The organism is Beijerinckiaceae bacterium (genome assembly GCA_004564215.1).
Taxonomy (GTDB): Bacteria; Pseudomonadota; Alphaproteobacteria; order Rhizobiales; family Beijerinckiaceae; genus Methylocapsa.
Window position 1 is genome coordinate 1,115,350 of record CP024846.1, and the last position, 25,928, is coordinate 1,141,277.

Below are 25,928 nucleotides of genomic sequence, written 5' to 3' on the forward strand. Positions count from 1 at the left end.
TTATAAATAATTTTTACGCCAAGAGCTACACGGATGATAGAGGAAAGCCTTGTTTCGTCGATTGGGCCGCTGGCGGTTGATTCATGATGCGACTTTCTGCCTCAAAGCTCACCATCGAACGCGGTGGCCGGATCGTCATCGCGGACCTCTCCTTCACGGTGGAGAAAGGCGAGAGTTTGACCGTCACGGGCCCTAATGGCGCCGGAAAATCGACTCTTCTGCGAGCGCTCGCCGGGCTCCTGCCCCTTGCCGAGGGGACAATCGCTCTCGCTCCTGCATCCGACAAGACGCTTGCCGAACAGGTGCATTACATCGGTCATGCCGATGCCCTCAAGGGCGTTCTCACGGTCAGGGAGAATCTCGATTTTTTTGCTGCCATGCTGGAGTCCGGGAACGGCGGGCTGCCAACGAAAACAGCGCTTGCGGAGTTCGGACTTTCGCATACGGCCGATTTGCCGGCCGCCTATCTCTCGGCTGGCCAGAAGCGGCGCGCGGCGCTCGCCAAGCTTCGCATCGTCAAGCGTCCGATTTGGCTTCTGGACGAACCGTCGACGGCGCTCGACAGCGCCTCGCAAGCGCTCATGACGCAGATCATGGCAGCGCATCTGGCCGAAGGCGGGATGATTGTCGCTGCCACCCACGCCAGGCTCGATCTGGTCGGGCAGGAGCTTCGGCTATCTCCATGAAAACGCATCAACTTTCCGATCAACTGCAGAGACCTGGCTCACCTCTTTACGCGCTTTTCAGGCGGGAAATGCAGGTCGGCCGGCGCATCGGCGGAGGCACCAGTCTCGGGGTGGTCTTTTTTCTGATCCTCGTCACGCTAAGCGCTTTCGCCATCGGACCCGACCTCGCTTTGCTGGGCAAGATCGCCCCGGCGATCTTATGGATCAGCGGTCTGCTCGCGACATTGCTCGGGCTCGATCGGCTGTTTCAAGCCGACCACGAGGATGGCTCGCTCGATCTGCTTTTGACCAGCAGCACCCCTTTGGAATTGATTGTCCTCGTCAAATGTCTCGCTCATTGGATTTTAACCGGCCTCCCTCTGGTGGCGGCCGCGCCCTTCTTTGGCTTGATGCTCGGCTTGCCGGCCAGCCAGCTTTGGAGCGTCACCCTTTCCCTTCTTGCCGGCACCCCTGCCCTCACTTTGATCGGCGCGGTGGGCGCGGCGTTGACCGTCAGCCTGCGCCGCGGTGGGCTTTTGCTCGCGGTCTTGATCCTGCCTCTCTGCGTGCCGGTGCTGATCTTCGGGGTCGCGGCGGCGGGAGCAGATTCGCAGTCGCTCGTCCCTTTCGCGACTCCCTTTTTGATCCTTTGTGCCCTGACCTTGATTGCTCTCGTAGGTGCGCCCGTCGCGGCCGCCGCCGCACTCCGTCACATGAGTGAATAGATGTTCGAAGTGTTTTGTTCTTTCGAATTTACGCTGGCGACAGCTTTATTATTTATACTCGATATGTTTTTGTGTAACTCACCTTCCGCGTGACGCCAGGGCAATTGAGGCCATTATGAAACAGCTTGGGGTTCTCCTATTATGTGCTGCGTTGAGTTTTTGTTTGCCGCAGGGCGGCATGGCGGAGACGGCGGCGCCAGATCCAGAAGAGACGGTGACGACGCCAGAGCTACCGGAGACGGCACCAGACGCCGGAGCGCCAGAGGTTGCGGCGCCGGAGCCAGCGGCGCAAGATCCGGCCCATCCTGCGATCGAGCCGGCGGCGCTCGACCTGATCAAGGCCATGAGCGAAAAGCTGGCGGCGGCCAAGAGCATCGCTTTCGTTGCGCGCGGCGCGTTTGACGTCCCTGCCCGCAACGGCCAGCCCTTGTTTTATCATACCCGCTCCGACATTCTGCTCGTCCGGCCCAATAAGCTTCGCGTCGTCGTGCCCGGCGACGGGCCTCCGTCAGAGTTCTATTATGACGGCTCGAAGGTTGCGGTTTTCACCCCCAAGGCTGACCTGGTTGCGATCACGGATGCGCCCGGCAATGTCGAGGGGATGCTCGAAGACATTTACAAGAAGGCCGGGGTCTATTTCCCCTTTGTCGATTTCATCGTCGCCAACCCCTATAAGACGCTGACCGATGGATTGACCGGCGCCTTTGTGATCGGCAAATCGGAAGTCGTGGGCGATACGACCACCGATATCGTTTCCCTCTCCGACCCGAACGTGCATCTCCAGATCTGGATCGGATCGAAGGACAAGCTGCCTCGGCTCATCTGGGCCACGGCGGCCGACGCGCAGGAAAAGCCGCGTCACGTCGTTGAGTTTTCCAATTGGAAGCTCGACGGCAAACTGAGCAAGGACGTGGCGTTTGCGCCGCATACCAAAGCCTCGACCAAGCAGATTCCCTTCGACCGGCCGGATAACCAGCAATCCTCCAAGGAATAATTCAGGGTCCGGTCCCAGATTCGAGATGAGGTCAACATCATGACGCGCAACTTTTCTATGAGCGGCGTTCTTCTCGCCGTGGCACTCACCCTGAGTGGAACTCTACCGGCCGACGCTTTTCGTGGCGGCGGATTTGGCGGTGGCGGGTTTGGTGGCGGCGGGTTTCACGCCGGCGGATTCGGCGGGGGCGGATTTGGCGCCGCCGGTTTCGGCGGCGGCGGCGCCTGGCACGCGGGGGGCGTTGGACCCGCTGATAACGCTTGGCACGCTGGCGGCGTGCATGAGAATTGGGGCGGAACCTGGCACGGAGACGGCTGGCATGCCGGGGGTTATTACGGCGGCGGCTTCCACGGCCCCGTCGTGGTCAATCATTACTACAACGGCGGCTGCTGGAATTGTGGCGGCGCAGCCGCTGCCGCAGCCTACGCGGCGGGTGCGGCCGCGGCCGCTTATGCCATCGGCTCCATGGTTGTCAGCGTCCCGGTCGGCTGTCCGTATAATTTCGTGGACGGGATCAATTATTACGTGTGCGACGGGACCTGGTTCCAGCCCTTGTACGGCAATAATGGCCTTTACTACCGGGTCGTCGCCCCCCTTTGAACAAGCCACAGCCTCGGATTGAACGGAGGTCTGCCGCGCTTCGAGGCAAGGTGGCAGACCATCCCGACGGGGAGGTGGCCGGATTTGCGTTTGGCGGTGCGGCAGCCTAGATAAAATCATGCTCAACTACGCCAGCCCGACGACTTTCCTACGCATCTCCCGCGTGCTTGTGCCGGTGTCGGCCACGCTGACGGCCCTGCTCCTGGGCGCCGGCCTTTACCTCGCTTGGTTCGTCGCCCCACCCGACTATCAGCAGGGCGAGACGGTCCGGATCATGTATCTTCATGTGCCGGCCGCTTGGTTGGCCATGTTCATCTATGCGGTCATGACGTCGGCGGCCCTTGGCACGCTGGTCTGGCGGCATCCCCTTGCCGATGCCGCGCAGAAAGCAGCGGCCGCGCTCGGCGCCGGATTTACCTTTCTCTGCCTTGTGACCGGCTCGATCTGGGGCAAGCCCATGTGGGGCACCTGGTGGGTCTGGGATGCGCGGCTCACCTCGGTTCTCGTGCTCTTCCTGATCTATCTCGGCCTCGTGGCGCTCTGGCGCACGATCGAGGATCCGGGCAAGGCCGCGCGGGCCGCAGCGATTTTCACCCTCGTCGGCGCGGTCAATATTCCGATCATCAAATTTTCCGTCGATTGGTGGAACACCCTGCACCAGCCGGCCTCGGTGTTTCGTCTTGGCGGACCGGCCATTGCAACATCCATGCTTTGGCCGCTCCTCGTCATGGCGCTGGCCTTCACGTTCCTGTTCGTAACGCTCTATCTCATGGCCATCCGCAACGAGATCCTGCGGCGGCGTCTGCGCCGGCTCGCGATCCTCGGCGCGCAGGAGTCCGGCGCCGCGCGGCCCTCATCCAATTGGGAGGCGGCCTATGAGCCATGATCCGCATCTTGGCTTCGTCGTCGCGGCCTACGCCTTTGCCTTTGTCGTGATCGCGGGAATGATATTCACGATCCTGGCCGATTATTTGACCTTGAAGCGGGCCCTTGCGGCCTTCGGCGAGCGGGCGGGACGCAATGATGCAGGTCAAGACGATCTGAAGCCACGAAACCCGGAAAGCTTGGACTGATATGGCGGCGACCGAACCGAGGCCGGAGGCCAGATCCCCCGCGCGGCGGCCGCTTCTCATTTATGTGCCCTTGATCGTTTTTGCCGCCCTCGCCGGCTTGTTCTTCGTGCGGCTCTATTCGGGCGATGCCTCGCTGCTGCCCTCGGCGATGATCGGGCGGCAGGTTCCCAGCTTTACCCTGCCGCCGGTCGAGGGGCTCGCCGACAAGCCCGGATTTTCCGACACCGATTTTCGGCAAGGCAAGGTCACTCTCGTCAACGTCTTTGCATCCTGGTGCGTGCCTTGCCACCAGGAACATGCGCTGATCATGCGGCTGTCGAAGGATGCGACGCTTGCGCGCGCGGGGATACAAGTTTTCGGCCTCGCCTATAAGGACGAGCCAGCCAATATCCGGCGCTTCCTCTCCGAGTCTGGCGACCCTTATGCGCGGATCGGCGCCGACCGCAAGGGACGGACCGCGATCGACTGGGGAGTCTATGGGGTGCCCGAAACCTATATCGTCAAAGGCGACGGCACGATCGCCTATCGTTTTGTCGGGCCGATGAGCGACGAGAGCTATCGGGATGTGATTCTGCCGGAGATTGAGAAGGCGCTGCGCTGACGCGCGGGCAAACGCCGGGGCTGTTTGTTGGTGAGCCCATCGTACTAAAATGTTTCACGTGAAACATTTTGGTACGATCGAGGCCAAAAATCTTACAAGGCCGAAGAAGCGCCGCCGTAGAGAGGGACTATGCCGCAGCAAGCTCGTCTTAGGGTGCATGGGCATGGAGGCGTTGAAGTCGAATTAGTAACGGCTTACCTCACTGATTTAAAATATGCATACGATTCCATCTTATTTTTCGAGGCGACAATTGATGTAATGCGTCGGATCACGCACGACTTCCCTTTCCCACGGTATCCCTTCGTATCGGATTTCCTACTATCTCGCCGAATCGGTGGACGTACACGCTACTGGCTTCCGGCGCCCGATGAAATCGTATCTTCCGTTCCACGCAAGGAACAACTCATTTTCTCTGCTGTGAGTCTCAATTCGCCGGGCGTTTGGGAGTTTTTGGGTACGCTCAATGCACTTGAGGTCTTGCGCAATTATCTGAACGATCGTCATGAGAGACGAAAGGATCGCGCGTACCGAGAATCAGCGGAACAGAGACGGCTAGCTCTTGAGAACTTGAGTTTAGAGAACAGGGTTATTTCTGAGCGCGTGCGGCTCGCAAAGGACATGGGCGCAACAGATCGCGATCTCGCTCCGTTGCTTAACGAGCTTATCTACAAGCCTCTTGTGGCATTAGACCGTTATCAGGACAAAGGCGTAATCGAGGACACCGAAATCCCTTCTCATTCTGACCGCGAGGGAAGATAGGCAGAACAGGTCGAAACTCGTTGAAAGCCGCATAAGGCTCATTGTGGAACATGCCACGACGGACGGTGTATGTTTGGATGGCCGGGTCAAGCCCGGCCATGACGTGACGAGGTTGACCGCATGAAAGGCGGCTACGTCTACATCATGTCGAACAAACGTGACGGCACGCTCTACATTGGCGTGACCAGCGACCTTTCACGCCGCCATTGGCCTCGCGGGTGGAAGCTCGCCCTGATCCACGGGATGAACCCGGATTGGGGAGACCTTTGTGAGCGGCTTAACTGGTAAGCTGTACAACTCTTGCGTCATGCCCGGCCTTGAGCCGGGCATCCAACAACGAACGGTGGATGCTTGGATGGCCGGGTCAAGCCCGGCCATGACATGATAAGGTTGACCTCGTGAAAGGTGGCTTTGTCTACATCATGTCGAATAAACGCGATAGCACGCTCTACATTGGCGTGACCAGCGACCTTTCACGCCGCGTTTGGGAGCATCGCGAAGGCGTCATAGACGGATTCACGAAACGTTATGAGCTGAAACGCCTCGTCTATTACGAAACTTATGACGATATCCGCAACGCTCTGCAGCGCGAAAAAAACCTTAAACATTGGCCTCGCGTGTGGAAGCTCGCCCTGATCCACGGGATGAACCCGGATTGGGAAGACCTTTATGAGCGGCTTAACTGGTAAGCTGTACAACTCTTACGTCATGCCCGGCCTTGAGCCGGGCATCCAACAACGGACGGTGTATGTTTGGATGGCCGGGTCAGGCCCGGCCATGACGTAAGAGTCATGCGCAACAGGATCTGTAGAAGATTCGCCACCCTCACGCCGAGCCGTTCAGCCATAAGTGCGGCTGCGATTGGCTGCTCGATCAACTCATTTGGGCGAAGCCGGAAACTTTCGCGCGAGCCACCGCGCCGTCACCCGGTCATGCCAAGGGACGCTGCTCCCCTCGCCGTGGAAGCCGAGATGACCGCCAGCCGGACTCAGCACCGCCTCGATCATCGGCAGGCGCGGCCAGTCGATCGCCGTGTAGCAAGCGCCCGGAATCCAAGGGTCGTCCAGCGCCTGCAGGATCAGCGTCGGCCGCGATATGCCGGCGAGGAAACGCTTGGCGGCATTGCTTTCATAATAGGCTTGAGCATCCCGGTAGCCGAAGCGCGGCGCGATGAAGTGGTCGTCGAATTCATAGACGTTCCTGGCCGCGGCGATCGCCGCCCGCTCAGACGTGCTGACCGCCGCGCCCGGCGCCAGGGCTTCGCGTTTCATCGCCTCGAGCATGTAGCGTTGATAGGCAAAGTTGCGCAGGGTGAGCATCTGCGCGGAGGTCGCCGCCAAGTCAATCGGCACGGACACTGTGACCGCCGCCCGCACCGGCAGGCCATGCCCGCCTTCGCCCATGAATTTCAGCACAAGATTGCCGCCCAGCGAATGGCCGAACAGAATGATCCCATGGCGGGTCAGTTCATCAGGGAGTCCCCGCAGGGCGGCCGTCAGATCGCCGGTCCGTCCGGCATGATAATGCCCCGCCGCAGTCGGGCGAGACGGGAGAGAACCGCGCAGGTTCAGGCGCATGACCGGCCAACCTTGGCCAAGGAGATGCCGCAGGCTCCCCAACACGGATCCGCTCACCTCGGAGCCTGCAAGTCCGTGCACAAGCACGACGAGCGGCCGCCTCACCGCGCCGACCGGCCGGTCGAGCCGCGCCGCCAGCCGGTCGCCATCGGGCACCGGCAGCAACAGGCGCTCCCCACCCGGCAAGTCCGGCCAAGTACCGCGCATGAAATTGCGCAGAGTTTGCAGATCGCCGCCGAACCAGGGCGCCCTTTCGCGGAACAGCGGAACCGTCTCCAATGACGTGTCCTCGCCGGCCGGCAAGGGCGGGGCCGCCTCATGTAGCCGCAAACTGCTCGGCGTTAGCCAGTGCTGACCCATCAAAAGGGAATCCTTCCTCTCCTCTAGATCGCTTTCAGGCTATTCCTCTCAGTATGCCCAGACACCGTGGGCCGACGGTCGCGTGCTGCTTGGAGTTATTCGCCGCCCTGCCCGGTCAGCCTTAACCAATCTTCCTCGCTGATGGTTTCAATTCCAAGTTCGGCCGCCTTCGCGAGCTTTGAACCGGCACCGGGTCCGGCAACGACGAGATCGGTTTTTTGGGAGACGGATGCTGCGACCTTCGCGCCGAGCCGCTCGGCCTGGGCCTTGGCCTCGTCGCGGGTCATGCGCTCAAGCGAGCCCGTAAAGACCACCGTCTTGCCGGCAACCGGACTTGTCGAGGCAATGGCCTCCATCGGCACCACCTTCACATGGTCGAGCAGCGCGTCGAGAACCTCTTCATTGTGCTTTTCGACAAAAAAATCGGCGATGGCCTCCGCCACGACCTCGCCGATCCCTTCGATATTGTTGATCTCCGCGCGGGCGTCCGAGCCTTCCGACGCCGCCCGCGCCGTGGCGCGAAGCACCTCGAAGGAACCGAAATAGCGGGCAAGACGGCGCGCGTTGGTTTCCCCCACATGCCTAATGCCCAGCGCGAAAATAAAACGGTTGAGCGGGAGCGTGCGGCGGGCCTCGATGGCCCTGAAAAGATTTCCGACCGAGGTTTCGCCATAGCCTTCGCGGCCCTTGAGATTTAGAACACCAGCCTTTTCACGCGCCTCCAGCGTGAAGATATCGGCGGCGGTCTTGATCAAACCCTCGCGGAAAAATTGCTCGATCTGCTTGTCGCCGAGCCCTTCGATGTCGAAGGCGTTGCGCGATGCAAAATGTTTCAGGCGCTCGACCGCCTGGGCCTCGCAGATGAGACCGCCGGTACAGCGGCGCACCACGTCGGCGGTGCCGGTTTTTGGATCGATCTCGCGAACCGCCGCCGAGCCGCACACCGGACAAACGTCGGGGAACACATAGAGCTTTGCGCTTTTGGGCCGCTTCTCCAGGACCGGCCCAAGAATCTGCGGAATCACATCGCCGGCGCGTTGGACGATCACCGTGTCGCCGATGCGGATATCCTTGCGGGCGATCTCATCCTCGTTGTGCAAAGTCGCATTTGAAACGACGACGCCGCCGACCGTCACCGGATCGAGCCGCGCCACCGGCGTCAACGCGCCGGTCCGCCCCACCTGGATTTCGATATCGCGCAGGACGGTGGTCGCCTTTTCGGCCGGGAATTTATGCGCCACGGCCCAGCGGGGCGAACGCGAGACAAAGCCGAGGCGATGCTGCAAGGCGAGGCTATCGACCTTGTAGACCACGCCGTCGATGTCATAGCCGAGGGAAGCACGCATCGACTCGATTTCCCGGTAATGCGCGAGCAAATCCTCGGCCGAGTGGCAGAGCACCATCAGCGGATTGACCGGCAAACCAAATTTTCTAAAGGCAGCGATCATCTCCATTTGCGTCGCCGCCGGCAAAGCGCTGAGCTCGCCCCAGGCATAGGCAAAGAAATGCAATGGGCGCCCGGCGGTGATCGACGGATCGAGCTGACGCAGCGAGCCCGCCGCCGCATTGCGCGGATTGGCGAACAGGGTTTTGCCGGCTGCCGCCTGGCGCGCGTTCAATGCGGCAAAATCGGCGTGCGTCATATAGACCTCGCCGCGCACCTCGAGGATTTCCGGCGCGTTGCCGGTGAGCGTTCTCGGCACTTCATCGATGGTGCGCACATTGGCGGTGACGTCCTCGCCCTCATAGCCATCGCCCCGGGTGGCCGCCTCCACGAACCTCCCTGCTTCGTAGCGCAGCGAACAGGAGAGACCGTCGATCTTTGGCTCCGCCGTGATTTCGAGTGGCGCTTGCGCGCCAAGCCCAAGGAATCTGCGCACACGCGCGACAAAATCCGTCACTTCCTCATCGGCAAAAACATTGCCAAGGGAGAGCATCGGCACTCTGTGACGGACTTTGGCGAATTTTTCCGAAGGGGTGGCGCCGACTTTCTTGGTCAGCGAGTCCGGTGTGGCAAGCTCCGGGAAGGCGGCCTCGATGGCCTCGTAGCGCTGCCGTAGGGCGTCGTATTCGGCGTCCGAAATCGTCGGCGCGTCCTCGCTGTAATAGCGCCGGTCATGCGCGGCGATCTGTTCCCCGAGGCGCGCGTGTTCGCGGCGCGCTTGCGTGGCGCTGAGGCTATCGATGGGGGCCGGCTTCTTCATGCCGCCGAAATTAGCATGAGCCCTGCGTCGGCGAGAAGTGGCGCCCGCGCGGGTTTCGGCATTTGGCTGACCTAAATCAAAGCGCCCAAACGAGGCTTATTCGGCAGCGCGTTTGAATTCCGGGAAGGTGCAGCGGGCGTCGCCGCCCTCGCGCTTGAATTCTACGATCTTCGCGGATTCCCCAAAGGGCAGCTTCAGGCTGTGCCAAACATCCACCATGCTCTCAACGAGATGGACGATATGGGCGTCGGTATGCAACGGGCCCGGCGTGACGCGCAGACGCTCTTCGCCCTTGGCGACCGTCGGGTAATTGATCGGCTGAATATAAATGCCATGCCGATCGAGCAGCATATCGGTTGCGCGCTTGCAGAGATCCGCGTCGCCGACATGAATGGGCACGATGTGCGACGGGTTCGAAATCACGGGGAGCCCTGCCGCACTTAAGGCGTGCTTGGTGAGCATCGCCTGGCGCTGATGCAGCATGCGAAGCTCGGTGCCCTGGGTCTGCTTCAGAAGGCGGACCGCAGTTCTTGCCGCGGCGGCGACCGCCGGTGGCAAAGCGGTGGTGAAAATGAAAGCCGGGGCATGCGAGCGAACCGCATCGATGATTGCCGCTTTGGCGGTCACGTAGCCGCCGAGCGTGCCAAACCCCTTGGCAAGCGTCCCTTCGATCACGTCGATTCGGTCCATGACGCCTTCACGCTCGGCGATACCGCCGCCGCGCGGACCATAAAGCCCAACCGCATGAACCTCGTCCATGTAGGTCATCGCATTATAGCGGGCGGCGAGATCGGCGATTTGCGCCACCGGCGCAATGTCGCCATGCATCGAATAAAGGCTTTCGAAGACGATCAGCTTGGCCCGCGCCGGGCCCGCTTCACTTAGAAGCTGTTCGAGGTGCGCCACATCATTGTGCCTGAAAATCTTGCGCTCCGCCTTCGAGCGGCGGATGCCTTCGATCATCGAATTATGATTGAACTCATCCGAGAGAATCAGGCAATTGGGCAGAAGATCGCCGATTGTGGATATTGTCGCGAGATTGGAAATCCACCCGGAAGTGAAGACGAGCGCTGCTTCTTTCCCGTGGAGGTCGGCCAATTCCCACTCGAGTTCGACGAGCGGATGATTGGTCCCTGAAATATTGCGGGTGCCGCCGGAACCGGCTCCATGCCGAATCGCTGCTGTGGCCATGGCATCGGTCACTTCCGGATGGCGGCCCATGCAGAGGTAATCGTTGGAGCACCAGATAACGACTTCCTCGACGCGCTCGGGACCCCGCCAAAGCGCGCGCGGAAAAGTCTCGGCATTGCGCTCGAGATCCGCGAAAACCCGGTAGCGGCTCTCGGCTTTCAGCTTTGAAATCGCGTCATCGAAGAAGCGCGAATACGGCATATTGAGAGTCTCCAAACTCCGATCGCAGCAGCGGATCCGTTCAACGAACCCGCGCGGGCTAAATGATCACAAGAGGGTCGTTTTGTTTTTTTACCTCTTCACTAAGTACCCGGCGACCGGCGGAGGGTCACAAAAGCACATACCATAGATGTGGCTATAACCCAAAAAATATGCGAGGGGATTTAGTCTCCGCGGGTGGCAAAGGCTTTAGCTAGGTTCGCGCAGGCCGTCAATTACGTAACGTACCTACCCAAAGATGCGCATTCTTGTCACCGGCAGCGCCGGATTCATCGGCTTTCACATGGCCCGCCGTCTTCTCGACGAAGGCCATGAGGTTGTAGGCATCGATGGATTTACCCCCTACTACGATCGCAACCTGAAGCTTCGCCGGCAGGAAATATTACTGCAAAGGCAGGGGTTTTCGGGCCATGAGGTCATGCTCGAAAATTTTGCTGCATTGCAAGAAATCTACGGCTGCGGCTTCGATGCGATTTACCATTTCGCCGCACAGGCCGGGGTTCGTTATAGCCTCGACAACCCGCGCGCCTACATTGACGCAAATCTGGTGGGGATGTTCAACCTTCTGGAATTGATGCGGCAGGCTCCGCCGGCGCATGCCCTGATGGCGTCGACGTCTTCCGTCTATGGCGCCAATCCCAAAGTCCCGTTCCACGAGACCGACCGGGCCGATCATCCTTTGACGCTCTATGCCGCCACCAAAAAGGCAAATGAGGAAATGGCCCACGCCTACAGCCATCTCTTCAAAATACCGATCACCATGCTGCGGTTTTTTACGGTGTATGGCCCCTGGGGCCGGCCGGACATGGCGCTGTTCAAATTCGCCGCGGCACTTTTCGAGGGCCGACCCCTCGACCTCTATAATCACGGGAAAATGACCCGGGATTTTACCTATGTCGGCGACCTTGTGGAAGCCATGCTGCGCTTGCTCAAATGCGCCCCGCCCTTCGTCGGCAACCGGACCGAACAGATCGCCCAGGACAGCCTATCGCCCGTCGCGCCCTGGCGCGTCGTCAATATCGGCGCGCAGACGCCCGTGAGTTTGATGGATTTCGTTGCCGCCATCGAAGCTGCAACCGGGCTGCACGCCCCTTATAATTTTATGGAGATGCAACAAGGCGATGTACCGTTCACTTTCGCGGACACCTCGCTCCTGTCGTCCTTGACGGGCTTTACCGCGAAGACTCCCCTGACCGAGGGAGTCAGGGCCTTCGTCGCTTGGTATCGCGATTATTTCGCCCTTTAGATCACGATGATTTTGGATTAACTCAATCCAAAATCATGAACGTGATCGATTCCAAAAATTTAGAGCGGGATGCTGGCGGAAAACCCGTTTCCACTTTTCCTCATCCCGCTCTCGCGGATCGCTCAAAAAACAAGGCCGGGTTTTAATCCGGCCTTATCGTATTAAACGATTGTCAACGGAAGTCCGCAATCAGGGCGTCACGGATCCGCGCGCCCGGCCGCCGGGAACTCGACAGGAACAGCCGTTTCCGACCCATGATGTCTCATACAGCAAGCATGTCTTGATCGGAGTCGCGCAATAATTTCCGCCGGCTGCGACGCTGCGGCCGGTCACCAGAGGCGCGGTCGCGCCAGCAGCGATTGCAAGCGGGGCGGTTGCGAGCGCCGCCAATCCAGCTCCGGCGCCGTAGCCGTAACCATAGGGATAGTCGTAGCCATAGCTGTAGGGATAACCGTAGCCATAGCCAAGGCCCAAGCCAGCCAAGCCGACTCCGCCCCATCCCCAGCCGCGGTTCCAACCATAGCCGCGCCAGCCGCGGTTCCAACCACCGTGCCAGCCGGCGCCACGCCAACCACCACCATGCCAACCGCCCATGCCACCGTGCCAGCCGCCACCACCGTGCCAACCGCCACCACCGTGCCAGCCACCCATTCTTGCCGAAGCGGGACCGCTCGCAACAAGAGCTACGCCCAATGCGGCGGAGGCCATCAATATGCCAAACCGTTTCATAGCATTCTCCGTTTTTTAGCGCCCTCGTTTGGGGGCGGCACCCGAACCTTTCGAGTGCCATTGCCGTTTATGTATGCGTGACAATGGGAAAGGAACGTCACTCGTTGACGAATGTTCCATCGCCCGGCTGAAGGGGGAGGGATGTGCTGATGCGCACGAGATTGTCGTGCTTGGTCCACGCTTCCACGAGTGCCTCTTTTGCGTTAGTTTAGCGAAACCGGTGCAGGATCAGCGGATGCAAGAAAATGGAAAAATTGCTTCACGTTTTTTTTGCTGAGTTAATCAAAACAGGTTCTCTCGAAATCGAAACTGCGGACGGCCGCAAATTTGGCGTCGGCGACGGCTCAGGTAAAAAGCTAGCGCTTCGCTTCAACGACAAGGCCGTCTTCACCCAGCTCCTTCGTGACCCAGAACTGCGTTTCGGCGAGCTTTACATGGATGGCCGGATCGATGTCACGCAAGGCACCATCTTCGACATTCTGACGCTCGCTGCGGTCAATATGGCGGCCCCGCAGAGCCCCCTTTGGGTCCGGGCGTTCCAAAAAACACGATCGACCTTTCGCCACCTCCGCCACCCCAACGACCTCCTGCGCGCAAAGCGCAATGTCGCCCATCATTATGATCTTGATACCAATCTTTACCGGCTCTTTCTCGACCAGGATTTGCAGTATTCCTGCGCCTACTTCGAACGGGACAGCCAGAATCTCGAAGTAGCCCAACTGGCCAAGAAACGCCACATCGCCGCAAAGCTCTTGGTCGAGCCGGGTCATACCATCCTCGACATTGGATCAGGCTTTGGCGGCTTGGCGATTTATCTGGCGCAGTTTTGCAACGCCAGTCTCACCGGCCTCACCCTGTCATCCGCCCAACTCAAGGTTGCGCAGGTGCGGGCTGGGCAATTGGGCCTAACCAGCGCCATCGATTTTCGCTTGCTTGACTACCGTCAGCTGGACGGGCGCTTCGACCGGATTGTTTCGGTCGGAATGTTCGAGCATGTCGGCGTTGCCCATTATGAATCCTATTTCAGAAAGATCGCGGATTTGCTCGAGGGCGATGGCGTGGCACTGGTTCACACTATTGGCAGGGCGGACGGACCCGCGGCAACCAACCCATGGGTCGCAAAATATATTTTCCCCGGCGGCTACATGCCCGCCTTGTCGGAAATCATGCCGGCGATCGAACGCACCGGTCTTTTTGTGACCGACATCGAGATCCTGCGGCTCCACTACGCGGACACCGTCAAAACTTGGCGCGAACGGTTCTTAGATCACCGTGCCGCGGTTCAGGCCCTCCACGACGAGCGTTTCTGCCGCATGTGGGAGCTTTATCTCGCAGGGTCCGAATGCGCCTTCCGGTACGAGGGGCTGGTGGTGTTCCAAATCCAACTCGCAAAGAAGCTCCATACGGTTCCTCTGACCCGGGATTATATCAACCACAACGAAGCCCTGTTGCGGGAGCTCGATACCGCCCCCGCTTTCCTGCGCGTGGCAGGCCAGTAGAGAGCCCGCAGGGCCGAAGCGGACTGCGACCGTTTCTGATTTGCGGCCGCAGCCGTCCCGCCGCACGTCATGATCGTGAAAATGAAGTCTCTTCGCGATGAGGCTCAAGGGGATGCCCATGCCCAGCATTGCAGGTGGTTTCGAGGCAGCGTCCTTCAATCAAACGCCGCCATTCGAAAATATCGATCTCTTCACCACGGATCTTCCGCTTCGCGAGGCGCTTGGGCGGGCCGGCGTCGATTGCGAGGCTGCGGACCTCGCCGCCTTCGGCCGGGATTTCGGTTCGGCGGAAACGATCCAGCTTGGTCGGCTCGCCAATGAGAATCCGCCGCGTCTTTACGTTGTCGATCCGACGGGCACTCGAAGCGACAGGGTGGATTTCCATCCGGCCTATCACAGCTTGATGCAAAAAAGCATGGCTGCCGGTCTGCATTGCTCGGCCTTCGACAACAAGGTGCCGAGCCAGAACCGGATCAGCGAACGCGCCGCGCGGCTTTACCTGGCGACACAGATCGAAGCCGGACATGTGTGTCCGATCACCATGACCAATGCCAGCGTCTCCGTGCTCGCAGCCGCCCCCGAGATCCATGCGGCCTGGATGCCGCATATTCTTTCCCGCGACTATGATGGCGCGAGGAAGCCTTGGTTCGAGAAGCGGGCGGTCACCCTCGGCATGGGTATGACGGAGCGGCAAGGCGGAACCGACGTTCGCGCCAACATAACCAAGGCGAGCGCGCAAAACGGACATTATGAGATTACCGGCCATAAATGGTTCTTGTCGGCGCCCATGTCGGATGCCTTTATCGTGCTGGCCCAGGCTTCCGCAGGCCTGACAGCCTTCCTTCTTCCGCGATTTCGCCCGGACGGCAGCGTTAACGCGCTGAGATTTCAGCGGCTCAAGGACAAGCTCGGCAACCGCTCGAATGCATCGGCCGAAGTCGAGTTCGATGCCGCCTATGCCGAGCGCCTCGGTCCCGAAGGCGAAGGTGTGCGGACCATCATCACGATGGTCCAATGGACGCGGCTCGACTGCGCCGTCGCCGCCGCCGGGCAGATGCGATTTGGCCTCGCCCAGGCGGTCCATCACGCCCGCCACCGCACCGTGTTCCAGCGCCGTCTTGCCGATCAGCCGGCGATGCAAGCGGTTCTTGCCGATCTCGCCCTGGAAAGCGAAGCCAATACCGCGCTGGTTTTCCGGCTGACGCGCGCCTGCGAGCGGGCGCCAATCGATGAAGCTGAAGCCGCCTATGCGCGGTTGATGACCCCGGCGATTAAATATCTCGTTACCAAGAGCGCGCCGAACTTCATTTACGAGACGCTCGAATGCCTCGGCGGCAATGGCTATGTCGAGGATTTGCCGATGGCGCGCCTCTATCGCGAGGCGCCGCTGAATGCCATCTGGGAGGGCTCCGGCACGGTCGTGGCCCTCGATGTTCTGCGAGTGCTGAGCCGCAATCCGGATCAATCGCAGGCCGTCATCCATTCGCTTGCCAAAGGATGCGGGGCGGCCGGAAAGGCGGCGGCCGCCGAAATCCAGCACAGTTTCGGTGGCCAGGATGTGGAAGGCAGCGCGCGTATCATCGCTGAAAAAATCGCCCGATTGGGGGCGCTGTCCGCCCTTGCGGATGCAAACACCAGCCTGACGGAGACTTACGCGGCAACGCGCCTCCAAGGCTCACCCCACGCGACCTGGGGTGCCTGCGATTTGAAATCGATTCGGACGCTTGTTCTCTCCCGTGTCCTGCCGGATTCGATCGGGTGACGAGCCGCAGGCTTCGCGCAGGCTTGGATCGTTAGACCCTCCGTGATGGAACCCCACGCGTCGGTGCCTCACGGTCCGTGACCGGGAGCGCCGGTCAGGATAGGCATGACCCAAACCGCACAACGCCCATCTGTCTTTATAGCCACCCCCTGTTTCGGCGGTCTGGTGTCCCAACATTACATGCAGTCGGTCCTCGGCCTGGTTCAGTTCGCAAGCCTGGCGGGGTTCGACACGACCCTGGCGCTGCTTGGCCATGACTCGCTCATCACCCGCAGCCGCAACACGCTCGTCACCCAATTCCTGAACACGCCGACCGCGACGCATTTGCTGTTCATCGACGCCGACATCAGCTTCGAGGCCGAGCAAGTCTATCACATGCTCAACTTCAATCGTGAATTTGTCGCCGGGATTTATCCCTTGAAAGTCATTGACTGGAATAACGCTGCGATCAAACGGGCAGCGACGGTCCTTGAGCCGTTTCATGCCGCGCCATTGTTCTATGTCGGCACGCTCTGTGTCGGACCCGGCCTCGAACGCGACGGGCGTTTCGCCACTGCTATTTACTGTGGGGGCGGCTTCATGCTGTTGCAGCGACAGGTCGTCGAACGGATGATCGCGGCCTATCCGCAAACCCGGTACCGCAGCGCGCACGCCTATTCCAACGCAACCGGCCAGGAAAACTATGCCCTGTTCGACTGCTTGATCGACAAGGAAACCAATGCCTACGTCAGCGAGGACTTTGGCTTTTGCCAAAAATGGCGCGACATCGGCGGCAAAATATGGCTCGATACGGAAGGCAAGCTGGCCCATATCGGTTCTTATAATTTTCAGGGAGACCCTAGGGCGCGCTACGCGGCCAATTGAGGCGGGAACGGTTCGGTACCGCGGCCTTCCTTCGCCTTGGCTCGCTCTAAATCAATCGACGAAGTTTTCGAGAAGCTTGATTCGGTCGGAGGTCAAAGCTGTCGTCAAATTTTCCGGCGCAAGCGCAGGAAATTTGACGTTGGCGAAGGCGACCCAGGCATCGCGGTAGCGCAGCCATACCCGCTGGGTCGCCTTGATCCCGTCCTTAGTGACCGTCCCCCGCGCGGAACTGTCCTTCGTCTTCAAGATTTTTCCATAAAGAGCGTTGAGCTTTGCGTCCGCTTCCGCGAAGCGTTCCTTTGGGGACGCCGGAGGCTCGCCTTTGATCAGGCTTTGCAGAATTGCGAGAAAACGGTCTTCTTCCGCCTGTTCAGCCTCGACATACATCGCCCCGCGTGCAGTGCCCGACATATCGACTTCATTATCCGCCTCCGCCTGGACATAGGCATTCTTGGCTTTTTCAAGGGTCGCGAAGGCCCGGCGTTCTCCCTCGGACCAGCCGGCGATCAGGGATGCGAGCTTTTCCTTGCGCGTTTCCTCTGCCAGCCTTGCTTCATGCTGGGCACAGGCACCCTGGGCGGCGCCGCTAGTGATATCCTCGCACGGGCTGAAATCCTGACCGCGCCAATGTTCCCTCTTGAATTTTTCCAGATGGGCGACCCAGCCTTGCTCCTCCGCCGGCGCGCCTTGAAGCTCGCAGGCAAATTTCAACGCGAGATCGAAGCTGCGCGGAGCTCCGATGCCGTTGGCATAGATCGTCATCAGCATGCCCGTGCCGGAGAACAAATTCGGCCAGCCATTGTCGGAGGCTTCGCGCTCGACATAAGCGCATTGCCGCGCGCGCGCCGGATCCCTCGGAATACCGATCCCAAAATACAGCGCTTCGGAGTCGCAACCCTTCAGCGCCGCTCTCTCCGCAGGGGTCGGGACCTCCACCTTCGGCAGAGGCAATTTTGACGCCTTGTCGCAGTCCGCGATCGGCAACGCGTCGGCGTCATTGTCCTGAGGTTCGGCTTCTGCCGCTCCGCAGGCAAACAGCGTCAACAGACAAATTGCGCTCATCCGCCATTTGAGGCTAGCCGCCGACATTGGACAAACGCCCCCTATATGGTTTGATTATAGGCGCCCACTTCCGGGTTTTCCCGGAGAATGGAATCCACCGCCGCAAATATTTCCCGCATCCTTGCTTCCGACTTCGGGCTTTCCACGACAACAACGAGCTCGGGCTTGTTCGATGAAGCCCTGACAAGACCCCAGGTGCCGTCTTGCGTCGTCACGCGCACACCGTTGACCGTGACGATATCGCGGATTTTTTGGCCGGTCAGCGTTTCGCCCTTGGCCTCCATGGCTTTGAAGCGCTCGGTGACCTTGTCGACGACAGCATATTTCTTTTCGTCGTCGCAATGCGGCGACATGGTCGGCGAGCCCCATGTTTTGGGGAGTTCTTCATAAAGCTCGGCCATCGATTTTGTGGGATTGCGGTCGAGCATTTCAATGACATGGATGGCCGTCAGAATGCCATCGTCGTAGCCACGGCCGACCGGGTCGTTGAAGAAGAAATGTCCTGACTTTTCAAACCCCGCGAGGGCCTTGAGATCGGTGACCCGCCGTTTGATATGAGAGTGGCCGGTCTTCCAGTAATCGGCTTTGACGCCCTGCGCGAGAAGCTGCGGATCGGTCGCGAAAAGGCCAGTGGATTTGACATCGACCACGAACGTCGAATTCGGGTAGAGTTTTGACAGATCCCGCGCGAGCATCACCCCGATCTTGTCGGCAAAAATCTCCTCGCCGCGATTATCGACGACGCCGCAGCGGTCGCCATCGCCATCGAACCCAAGCCCCACATCGGCGCCGGTCTCGAGCACTTTCGCGGCCATCGCATGCAGCATCTCAAGGTCTTCTGGATTTGGATTGTAGTGTGGGAAGGTAAAATCGAGGTCGGCGTCGAGCGGAATGACCTCGCAGCCGATCAGCTCCAAGATTTTGGGTGCGAAGGCCCCGGCGGTCCCATTGCCGCAGGCAGCGACCACCTTCAGTCTGCGCTTGATTTTTGGCCGGTTGGTGAGATCGGCGATGTAGCGCGCCGGGAAATTTTCCACGAACCGATAGGAGCCGCCATCGGCGTAGCGAAATCGTCCTTCCAGAACGATCTCTTTCAAGCGGCCCATTTCCTCCGGGCCGAAAGTGACCGGTCGCTGCGCACCCATTTTCACGCCGGTCCAACCATTGTCATTATGCGAGGCGGTGACCATCGCAACCGCCGGCACATCGAGGTCGAATTGCGCAAAATAGGCCATCGGCGACAGAGCGAGGCCGATATCATGGACTTTGACCCCCGCCGCCAGCAGACCGGTGATCAAGGCATATTTGATCGAGGCCGAATAAGCGCGAAAATCATGGCCGGTGACGATTTCCGGCGAAATGCGCATCTCATGGAGAAGTGTGCCAAGGCCCAGGCCCAAGGCCTGCACGCCCATGAGATTGATCTCCTTCTCGAAAAGCCACCGCGCGTCATATTCACGAAAACCCGTCGGTTTCACCATCGGGGTGCTTTCATAGGCGTAGGTATTCATCTCTAGTCGCGGCACGGGCTTCGGAAACATGAATCGTCCTTGGCTGGGGAGTTCGACACGATCGCTGAAGGTCGCCAAAAACCGCGCCAAACAAGGTTCGGCGCGGGCATTCATTTGCGACCCATCATTGTTGCTTGGCGATTATCTTATCTTTTATCCCGGCGTAAACTGCGGCCGGAATGATTTTCTTTTGCACCAGTTCATCCTTCCCCTTGTAGGGACGATTTTTGATGATGTTGGCGGCGCGGATGTCGCCGACCCCTTTGAGGGCGCGCAGTTCATCTTCGCTCGCCGTATTTATATCGAGGAGCTGCGTCGCCGCGGCCTTTGGTTTAACCTTGTCGGGTTTGGGCGCCGGAGCGGGACTGGCCTGGCTGGGAGCCGAGGGCTGAACGGCTTGCGCCCATGCGGGTGTCAGGAGCACGGGGGTCGCGCAAAAGCAAAGTGCAAGAATTGTCAGTCGGAGGAATTGCATAGCAACTTCCTTTCTGATTGGACGGAATAAAAACGTTCACATCAATGAGGAATGGCTCGCACAAATGATATTATAGCTTTGCGACGCCCGAGAAAACAACGGCCCCACCGCCGGGGCAAGCTCAATAGTGCCACCTTTGCGCGCTCGAAACGAGGAAATCACGAAAAACCCGCACCCGAGCGACATTTCTCATGGCTTCGGGATAAACGAAATAGCAATCGAGGGTGGGCGTGACCGCGTGGGTCATCAATTGCACCAGACCGCTTTCGGGTTCGTTCAAATAATCCGGCAGAACTCCGATCCCCAAGCCGCTTTCCACCGCGCGCTGCAAAGCCGGGATATTGTTGACCGACATCGCCGCGACCCGATCCTTGCCGTCTCGGCCGGCGAAAAGCGGCGCATTGAGATCGTTCAGGAAACTCGTGGACGTCGTCGCATAGGCAAGCAGCCGGTGGTTGGCGAGCTCGTCGAGCGAATGCGGTTGGCCATGCCGGCGCAAATATTCTGCCGAAGCATAGAGATGATAATGCACCGCAAAGAGATGCCGCCGGATTAGATCGGGCTGCGAGGGTTCGCGCAGCCGGAGGGCGACATCGGCCTCGCGCATGCCGAGGTCCAGCTCCTCGTCGGCGAGGATCACCTCCACCTTGATGTCGGGATAAAGCTCGAGGAACGGACCAAGACGCGGCGTGAGCCAGCCGATCCCTATCCCGAACGTGGTTGTGATCCGTAGCTCCCCGTCCGGCTTTTCGCGGCTTTCGTTGAGCTCCATTTGCGCCGCTTCGAGCTTAGCCATGACCTCGCGCACCGTTCGCAACAAAAGCTCGCCTTGTTCGGTCAGGATGAGGCCGCGCGCATGGCGATGGAACAAAGGGACTTTGAGGTCTTGTTCAAGAGCACTGACCTGACGGCTCACCGCGGATTGGCTGAGGCCCAGTACCTCCCCCGCGTGAGTAAACGACCCTGCCGTTGCCGTCGCACTAAAAGTCCGCAACTTGTCCCAATCCAAACTCGCTCCCCCATTCGACGGCTCTTCTTATTCGGCCGCCGCTCTTGTATCGTTTTGCGCCGCGAGCCACCGTTCGGCATCTAGCGCTGCCATGCAGCCAAGGCCGGCCGCGGTCACCGCCTGGCGATAAATATCGTCGGCAACATCGCCGGCCGCGAAAACTCCCGGCACGCTCGTCGCGGTCGAGCCAGGCACGGTCCGGATGTAACCATTAGGCTTAATCTCGAGCTGACCCTTGAATAGATTGGACGCCGGCTCATGGCCAATCGCCACGAAAACCCCATGCGTTGGAAGGTCTCGCGTGACGCCCGTCTTCACGTTTAGCAATCTGACTGAAGTGACACCACGCGGCTCACCCTCGCCGAGGATCTCGTCGACGACGTGATCGAAAATAAGTTCGACGTTCGGCATTTCCATCAGACGCTGTTGAAGGATTCGTTCGGCCCGAAACGAGTCGCGCCGATGCACAAGTGTGACCTCGCTGGCGATATGGCTGAGATACAAAGCTTCCTCGATCGCCGAATTACCGCCGCCCACGACAACGACCGGCTTGCCCCGGTAAAAGAATCCGTCGCAGGTCGCGCAGGCGGAGACCCCATAGCCCTTGAAAGCCGCTTCCGACGGGATTCCGAGCCATCGCGCCTTGGCCCCCGTCGCGATCACGAGCGTGTCGCAGGTATAGGCGCCGTTTTCGCCCGTGAGCCGGAATGGATGGTGGCCGAGATCGACCTGAACGATATGATCCGACACCATGCGGGTCCCGACATGCTCCGCCTGTGCCTTCATCTGCTCCATCAACCAGGGCCCCTGGATGGGTAGGGCGAAGCCGGGATAATTCTCGACGTCCGTGGTGATCATCAGCTGACCGCCGGGCTCGAAGCCCGAGATCAAAACCGGCTCCAGCATGGCGCGCGCCGCGTAAATGGCAGCCGTATAACCAGCCGGCCCCGACCCGACGATGATCATTTTGGCGTGCGAAGGGGTGTTGGACCGGGGGGTTGCTGGCATTGGGGCCTCGTGCGAAGAGGGTCTAGAAGAGAAGGGCTACAGCGTAGACCTAGCCGATCCCTCGGACAAATTGTCATTCAGAGATATATGATCTGCTTGCTTGACCGCAACCTTTCGCTTCGCCGGCGCCCCTTGAACCATGCCAACCGGCAAGATCGTCACGGCAAAGCCGAAAGCCTGACAAGGCTTTCGCAGCGCGGCAGGAACCTCATGAAGCCTTTTGGAAAACAATTTGGGCCACCGGCAACAGCGATCGCCTCCGCTTGCCGCCGCACGGGCACAGCCGGGCAGTTTCCAACGGCATGATTCGCCTGCTGCACCAGTTTTCCTCATTTGTCGTGGTTGGCTTCATCGCCACGGCTGTCCATTACGCCCTTTTGATCGGGCTTGTTGAATGGGCAGGCATTTCCGCAGTTGCCGCGGCTTTGATGGGTTTTGCGGCCGGCGGCACTGTTTCCTATATTCTAAATCGCCGGCACGTCTTTCACTCGGACCTGCGGCATGAGACGGCGGCCTCTCGCTTCCTCCTGGTGGCCGTGGTCGGCTTCGCGCTAACCTATGTCTTCATGTCCCTATTTGTCCGCAGCGCCGGAATTCCCTATCTCCCGGCGCAAGTCGCGACCACGGGTATCGTCATGCTCTGGAGCTTCGCGGCTCACCGGATGTGGACATTCAAATCGGACAGCAAACCCCAATAGGATCCGACCAGACCGGACTTTACTCAGGGCCAGCGCGCGAGGGGTGGCAGAGATGACAAAATCGCCTCGACATTGCCGCCGGTTTTCAAGCCGAAAATTGTTCCGCGATCATAGATCATATTGAATTCGGCGTAGCGGCCGCGCCGCGTCAGCTGTTCATCTCGATCCGCCTCTGACCAGGGGAGCGCGAAGTTGCGGCGCACGATTTCGGGATAGATCGACAAGAAACTTGTGCCGACGGCCTGGGTGAAGGCAAAATTCTCGGCGAATATGGTCTCGTCCTGAGGCGGACAAATGAGATAATCGTAAAAAATTCCGCCGATCCCACGTGGTTCGTTGCGATGCTTCAGGAAAAAATACTCATCGCACCATTGCTTGTATTTGGCATAGTTGGCGACTTTGTCGTGACCGGCGCAGGCCGCTTCCATCGCCGCGTGGAAGTCGCGTGCGTCGGGATCGGTTTGCACGCGCCGCCGATCGAGCACCGGCGTGAGATCGGCGCCCCCGCCGAACCAAGCCTTGGTGGTTTCGATGAAGCGGGTATTCATGTGAACGATCGGAACATTCGGGTTCCAAGGATGCGCAATCAGCGAGACCCCGGAGGCCCAAAAACTTGGATTTTCTTCAGCCCCGGGAATGTCTTTGGCGAATTCCGGCGGAAAAGTCCCGAAAACCGTCGAAGTATGAACGCACATTTTTTCAAACACGCGCCCGCGCAGAAAGCCCATACGGCCGCCGCCGCCCTCGCTCCTAACCCAGGGCTTGGTCTCGAATAGGCCCGGCCGCAAGTCAGGGCTCGCGAAAGGCCCTTCCGCCTCCTGTTCCAGAAGTTCGAACGCAGCCATGATCTTTTCCTGAAGTTCTTCGAACCAGGCGCGAGTCTCGCTTCTATGGCGATCAGGGGCATCGGATTTGGTCATGCGCGTGGGCCTTCTGGGAGTATGTCGCGAGCGCTGGACCAGATCGGGCCGCGCTCGCAACTTAACTCTTATCCAATATAGGAAAGCCGCGGATTGCGGCAAATCAATCCCCCGGCCTGCAACGCCGTCGAGTCGCATACCGAATGCACGCGCTTAAGGGCCGAGAGCGGCTCCCAGCCCTTGGGGTGCAGGGCTTATTGAGAGGCAACAAGCGTTTCCGGTGCATCGGGCTTGGTCGGAGCACCCTTGAATGCGCTGCCGAATGTTCCGACCAGCGCTGACTTGACGTTGTACCCGTCGGGCGTCAGCAGCATGACGTAGCATTTCCGGGGGTAGCCATGTTCGGGAACCTCGCCACCCGCCTCCTGCTGCCGGAAGAATTGGGTCGTCCGCTCCCAAATATCCGGGCTCTCGACGATTGTGACCAATCGCTTCTCGCTCAAGCGGTAATCGGTCGCAACATCAAACCGCATTTGCGAGGTTGGATGATCGAATTCGCAAAGGCCGTCGAGCTGTCCGACATACATCAGACGGAGAAATTCCTGCGGGTCCAGATCATGAATCAGATCCAGGGCCTGTCTGCGCTGGGCTGCGTCGACGTTATCCAACTTCAGATTGCTGAACACAGCCGAAACCGTGTCAGAGCTGAAGTTCATTTTAATGTTGGCGACCTCGAGCGAGGTCGCCGTCGAAGCCCGCTGCAGAAGCTTCTGCGAAGCGTCGCAGATGCTGCGAAAATCGATGAAAACGATCAACAGAAATACACAAAGGAACATAAGATATAAAAACTGTTTGAGACGCTCCATAATCCCCGACATGGCGCCCTCCCTTCCATAATGATGGTAATTTATCCGTGTTAACCATAAGGGCGGTGTGCACGCGCACCCGTCGGCCGTTTCGGACCCTGAGGGAACTTGTATTTCTTCAGCCGTTCCCCATGCGGATTCAGAGGGTTCCGCCGAGCTGGCGAACCGCTTCCCCGACCACCATGGCTGCGGCGACGGCAATATTCAGCGAGCGCATCGGCGGTCGCAAGGGTATCACCAAACGCGCATCCGCAGCCTCATGCACTTCCTCGGGGACCCCTGCGGACTCACGCCCGACGAGCAGAATATCGCCTGGCCTGAAGCTGAACGTCGTGTAGGCAAGCTCCCCTTTGGTGGTGAGAAGTACAAGCCGCCGCCTGTTGGCGCGGCGCCACACCTCAAAAGCTGACCAATGGGCGTGGCGAGTGATCGCAACATGAGCGAGATAATCCATGCCGGCGCGGCGGAAATGTTTGTCGCTGGCCAGAAAGCCCGTCGGTTCGATGATCGCGGCGGCGAGCCCGAGGCAGGCGCACATGCGCAAGATCGTCCCGGTGTTCTGCGGAATGTCGGGCTGATAGAGCGCGAGCATCAAGGGCGGAGGCTGGGCAGGCTGCATGTTTACCGCAATGGGAGTTCAGCACAGTCCGCAAATACCAATAGATTTGTCACAATTCCATGGCTTTATGCCCAAGCAACAGGCAGAGCCTGGAAGCGGCCAACCTTGACCAGCCGTTATGACTATTGCGTCCCTCTCGGCACTCAATTAAGCAACAATAAGCCAAAATAACAGGTTCGAGGATAGTATGGCAGCGAGCACGACAGCTGAGGAGCCGACCAGAAGGGATTTTCTCTTCGTCGCGACCGGCGCGATGGGCGCTGTGGCCACCGGTTTTGCGGTGTGGCCGCTCATTTCCCAAATGAGCCCCGACGCAACGACGCGGGCCTCGGCTTCGACGGATGTCGATATATCGAATATTGCAGAAGGTCAGGTCGTCACCGTCAAATGGCGGGGCAAGCCAGTCTTCATCAGCCATCGCACGCCAAAAGAGATCGAAGAAGCGCAAGCGACACCCGAGAGCGAGCTGCGCGATCCGGCCACCGATCAATCGCGGGTGGAAAAGCCCGAATGGCTGATCGTCATCGGCATCTGCACCCATCTCGGCTGCGTCCCCCTCACCAATGACGGCCCCTATGCGGGCGGTTATTTCTGCCCGTGCCACGGCTCGGTCTATGATGCCTCTGGCCGCATCCGGCAGGGTCCGGCGCCTTATAATCTTGCATTGCCGCCCTACCGGTTCGCGAGCGACACAAAGGTTACGATAGGGTAAGAGCGGCGACCGCGGAGCCGAGCCAACACCAATCTTCGGA

At 59.6% G+C, this 25,928-nt stretch carries 29 protein-coding genes and 1 pseudogene; 18 read left to right on the plus strand and 12 right to left on the minus strand.

Annotation, left to right across the window (positions count from 1 at the left end; genetic code table 11):
- Positions 1-86 precede the first annotated feature (86 nt).
- The 10 genes from ccmA to CU048_05260 all read left to right on the plus strand — a co-directional run bounded on the left by ccmA (position 87) and on the right by CU048_05260 (position 6,106).
- Positions 87-686, plus strand: a complete 600-nt coding sequence (ccmA, locus tag CU048_05215; protein QBR72678.1) for a heme ABC exporter ATP-binding protein CcmA — start codon at positions 87-89, stop codon at positions 684-686.
- Positions 683-1,390 carry a heme exporter protein CcmB gene (gene ccmB / locus CU048_05220; GenBank protein QBR70777.1) on the plus strand — a complete coding sequence of 236 codons (708 nt, stop codon included), beginning with the start codon at positions 683-685 and terminating at the stop codon, positions 1,388-1,390. Before ccmA ends, ccmB begins: the two co-directional genes overlap by 4 nt.
- A gap of 115 nt (positions 1,391-1,505) precedes the next feature.
- Entirely contained in the window at positions 1,506-2,384 is an 879-nt protein-coding gene (locus CU048_05225) for a hypothetical protein (protein QBR70778.1), read from the plus strand.
- A 57-nt stretch (positions 2,385-2,441) separates the two neighbouring features.
- A complete protein-coding gene (locus CU048_05230; protein ID QBR70779.1) occupies positions 2,442-2,984 on the plus strand; it encodes a hypothetical protein in 543 nt (180 codons plus the stop codon).
- 118 nt (positions 2,985-3,102) lie between these two features.
- Positions 3,103-3,870 carry a heme transporter HemC gene (locus CU048_05235; protein ID QBR70780.1) on the plus strand — a complete coding sequence of 256 codons (768 nt, stop codon included), beginning with the start codon at positions 3,103-3,105 and terminating at the stop codon, positions 3,868-3,870.
- Complete coding sequence (gene ccmD, locus CU048_05240; protein ID QBR70781.1) at positions 3,860-4,057, plus strand: heme exporter protein CcmD; 198 nt, start codon at positions 3,860-3,862, stop codon at positions 4,055-4,057. Before CU048_05235 ends, ccmD begins: the two co-directional genes overlap by 11 nt.
- Position 4,058: 1 nt before the next feature.
- Complete coding sequence (locus CU048_05245) at positions 4,059-4,658, plus strand: DsbE family thiol:disulfide interchange protein (protein QBR70782.1); 600 nt, start codon at positions 4,059-4,061, stop codon at positions 4,656-4,658.
- Between the two features lie 129 nt (positions 4,659-4,787).
- On the plus strand, positions 4,788-5,417 hold the full coding sequence (locus CU048_05250) for a hypothetical protein (protein QBR70783.1): 630 nt from the start codon (positions 4,788-4,790) through the stop codon (positions 5,415-5,417).
- Positions 5,418-5,537: 120 nt separating this feature from the next.
- On the plus strand, positions 5,538-5,705 hold the full coding sequence (locus tag CU048_05255) for a hypothetical protein (GenBank protein ID QBR70784.1): 168 nt from the start codon (positions 5,538-5,540) through the stop codon (positions 5,703-5,705).
- A 134-nt stretch (positions 5,706-5,839) separates the two neighbouring features.
- Entirely contained in the window at positions 5,840-6,106 is a 267-nt protein-coding gene (locus CU048_05260) for an excinuclease ABC subunit C (GenBank protein QBR72679.1), read from the plus strand.
- 189 nt (positions 6,107-6,295) lie between these two features.
- Here CU048_05260 and CU048_05265 read toward each other — a convergent pair whose 3' ends face one another.
- From CU048_05265 to hemA, 3 genes are all read right to left on the minus strand, one after another.
- A complete protein-coding gene (locus CU048_05265; GenBank protein QBR70785.1) occupies positions 6,296-7,354 on the minus strand; it encodes an alpha/beta hydrolase in 1,059 nt (352 codons plus the stop codon).
- Between the two features lie 95 nt (positions 7,355-7,449).
- Complete coding sequence (locus tag CU048_05270) at positions 7,450-9,558, minus strand: DNA ligase (NAD(+)) LigA (protein QBR70786.1); 2,109 nt, start codon at positions 9,556-9,558, stop codon at positions 7,450-7,452.
- A gap of 96 nt (positions 9,559-9,654) precedes the next feature.
- Complete coding sequence (gene hemA / locus CU048_05275) at positions 9,655-10,950, minus strand: 5-aminolevulinate synthase (GenBank protein QBR70787.1); 1,296 nt, start codon at positions 10,948-10,950, stop codon at positions 9,655-9,657.
- 256 nt (positions 10,951-11,206) lie between these two features.
- On the opposite strand from hemA, the gene CU048_05280 reads away from it, so the two are divergent.
- Together CU048_05280 and CU048_05285 are read left to right on the plus strand one after the other, a co-directional pair.
- Positions 11,207-12,214 carry a UDP-glucuronate 5-epimerase gene (locus CU048_05280; GenBank protein ID QBR70788.1) on the plus strand — a complete coding sequence of 336 codons (1,008 nt, stop codon included), beginning with the start codon at positions 11,207-11,209 and terminating at the stop codon, positions 12,212-12,214.
- Positions 12,211-12,327, plus strand: a pseudogene (locus CU048_05285) (SAM-dependent methyltransferase). Before CU048_05280 ends, CU048_05285 begins: the two are co-directional and overlap by 4 nt.
- Before the next feature lie 76 nt (positions 12,328-12,403).
- On the opposite strand, the gene CU048_05290 reads toward CU048_05285, so the two are convergent.
- Entirely contained in the window at positions 12,404-12,943 is a 540-nt protein-coding gene (locus tag CU048_05290; GenBank protein QBR70789.1) for a hypothetical protein, read from the minus strand.
- 245 nt (positions 12,944-13,188) lie between these two features.
- Between CU048_05290 and CU048_05295 the strand changes: the two genes are divergently transcribed.
- The 3 genes from CU048_05295 to CU048_05305 all read left to right on the plus strand — a co-directional run bounded on the left by CU048_05295 (position 13,189) and on the right by CU048_05305 (position 17,068).
- Entirely contained in the window at positions 13,189-14,442 is a 1,254-nt protein-coding gene (locus tag CU048_05295; GenBank protein ID QBR70790.1) for an SAM-dependent methyltransferase, read from the plus strand.
- Between the two features lie 118 nt (positions 14,443-14,560).
- Positions 14,561-16,204 carry a DNA alkylation response protein gene (locus CU048_05300; protein QBR72680.1) on the plus strand — a complete coding sequence of 548 codons (1,644 nt, stop codon included), beginning with the start codon at positions 14,561-14,563 and terminating at the stop codon, positions 16,202-16,204.
- Between the two features lie 105 nt (positions 16,205-16,309).
- Positions 16,310-17,068 carry a hypothetical protein gene (locus tag CU048_05305; protein QBR70791.1) on the plus strand — a complete coding sequence of 253 codons (759 nt, stop codon included), beginning with the start codon at positions 16,310-16,312 and terminating at the stop codon, positions 17,066-17,068.
- A gap of 51 nt (positions 17,069-17,119) precedes the next feature.
- Here the strand turns inward: CU048_05305 and CU048_05310 are convergent, their stop codons facing one another.
- The 5 genes from CU048_05310 to trxB form a co-directional block, all read right to left on the minus strand.
- Positions 17,120-18,157 carry a hypothetical protein gene (locus CU048_05310; GenBank protein QBR70792.1) on the minus strand — a complete coding sequence of 346 codons (1,038 nt, stop codon included), beginning with the start codon at positions 18,155-18,157 and terminating at the stop codon, positions 17,120-17,122.
- A 14-nt stretch (positions 18,158-18,171) separates the two neighbouring features.
- Complete coding sequence (locus CU048_05315) at positions 18,172-19,671, minus strand: phosphomannomutase/phosphoglucomutase (protein QBR72681.1); 1,500 nt, start codon at positions 19,669-19,671, stop codon at positions 18,172-18,174.
- Between the two features lie 94 nt (positions 19,672-19,765).
- A complete protein-coding gene (locus tag CU048_05320) occupies positions 19,766-20,116 on the minus strand; it encodes a DNA-binding protein (protein QBR70793.1) in 351 nt (116 codons plus the stop codon).
- Between the two features lie 121 nt (positions 20,117-20,237).
- The gene (locus tag CU048_05325) at positions 20,238-21,125 is read right to left on the minus strand and encodes a LysR family transcriptional regulator (protein ID QBR70794.1); all 888 of its coding nucleotides are present in this window, start codon (positions 21,123-21,125) and stop codon (positions 20,238-20,240) included.
- 27 nt (positions 21,126-21,152) lie between these two features.
- Complete coding sequence (gene trxB / locus CU048_05330; GenBank protein ID QBR70795.1) at positions 21,153-22,133, minus strand: thioredoxin-disulfide reductase; 981 nt, start codon at positions 22,131-22,133, stop codon at positions 21,153-21,155.
- A gap of 87 nt (positions 22,134-22,220) precedes the next feature.
- On the opposite strand from trxB, the gene CU048_05335 reads away from it, so the two are divergent.
- Complete coding sequence (locus CU048_05335) at positions 22,221-22,439, plus strand: hypothetical protein (protein QBR70796.1); 219 nt, start codon at positions 22,221-22,223, stop codon at positions 22,437-22,439.
- Positions 22,436-22,831, plus strand: a complete 396-nt coding sequence (locus CU048_05340) for a polysaccharide synthesis protein GtrA (protein ID QBR70797.1) — start codon at positions 22,436-22,438, stop codon at positions 22,829-22,831. The genes CU048_05335 and CU048_05340 overlap by 4 nt, the downstream gene beginning before the upstream one ends.
- Positions 22,832-22,854: 23 nt before the next feature.
- Here the strand turns inward: CU048_05340 and CU048_05345 are convergent, their stop codons facing one another.
- The 3 genes from CU048_05345 to CU048_05355 form a co-directional block, all read right to left on the minus strand.
- Entirely contained in the window at positions 22,855-23,751 is an 897-nt protein-coding gene (locus tag CU048_05345) for an oxygen-dependent coproporphyrinogen oxidase (protein ID QBR70798.1), read from the minus strand.
- A gap of 194 nt (positions 23,752-23,945) precedes the next feature.
- On the minus strand, positions 23,946-24,557 hold the full coding sequence (locus tag CU048_05350) for a hypothetical protein (protein QBR70799.1): 612 nt from the start codon (positions 24,555-24,557) through the stop codon (positions 23,946-23,948).
- 139 nt (positions 24,558-24,696) lie between these two features.
- Positions 24,697-25,176 (minus strand): tRNA methyltransferase, encoded by a 480-nt coding sequence (locus CU048_05355; GenBank protein ID QBR70800.1) that lies wholly within the window; start codon positions 25,174-25,176, stop codon positions 24,697-24,699.
- Between the two features lie 187 nt (positions 25,177-25,363).
- On the opposite strand from CU048_05355, the gene petA reads away from it, so the two are divergent.
- Positions 25,364-25,888, plus strand: a complete 525-nt coding sequence (petA, locus tag CU048_05360) for a ubiquinol-cytochrome c reductase iron-sulfur subunit (GenBank protein QBR70801.1) — start codon at positions 25,364-25,366, stop codon at positions 25,886-25,888.
- Positions 25,889-25,928: the final 40 nt, after the last annotated feature.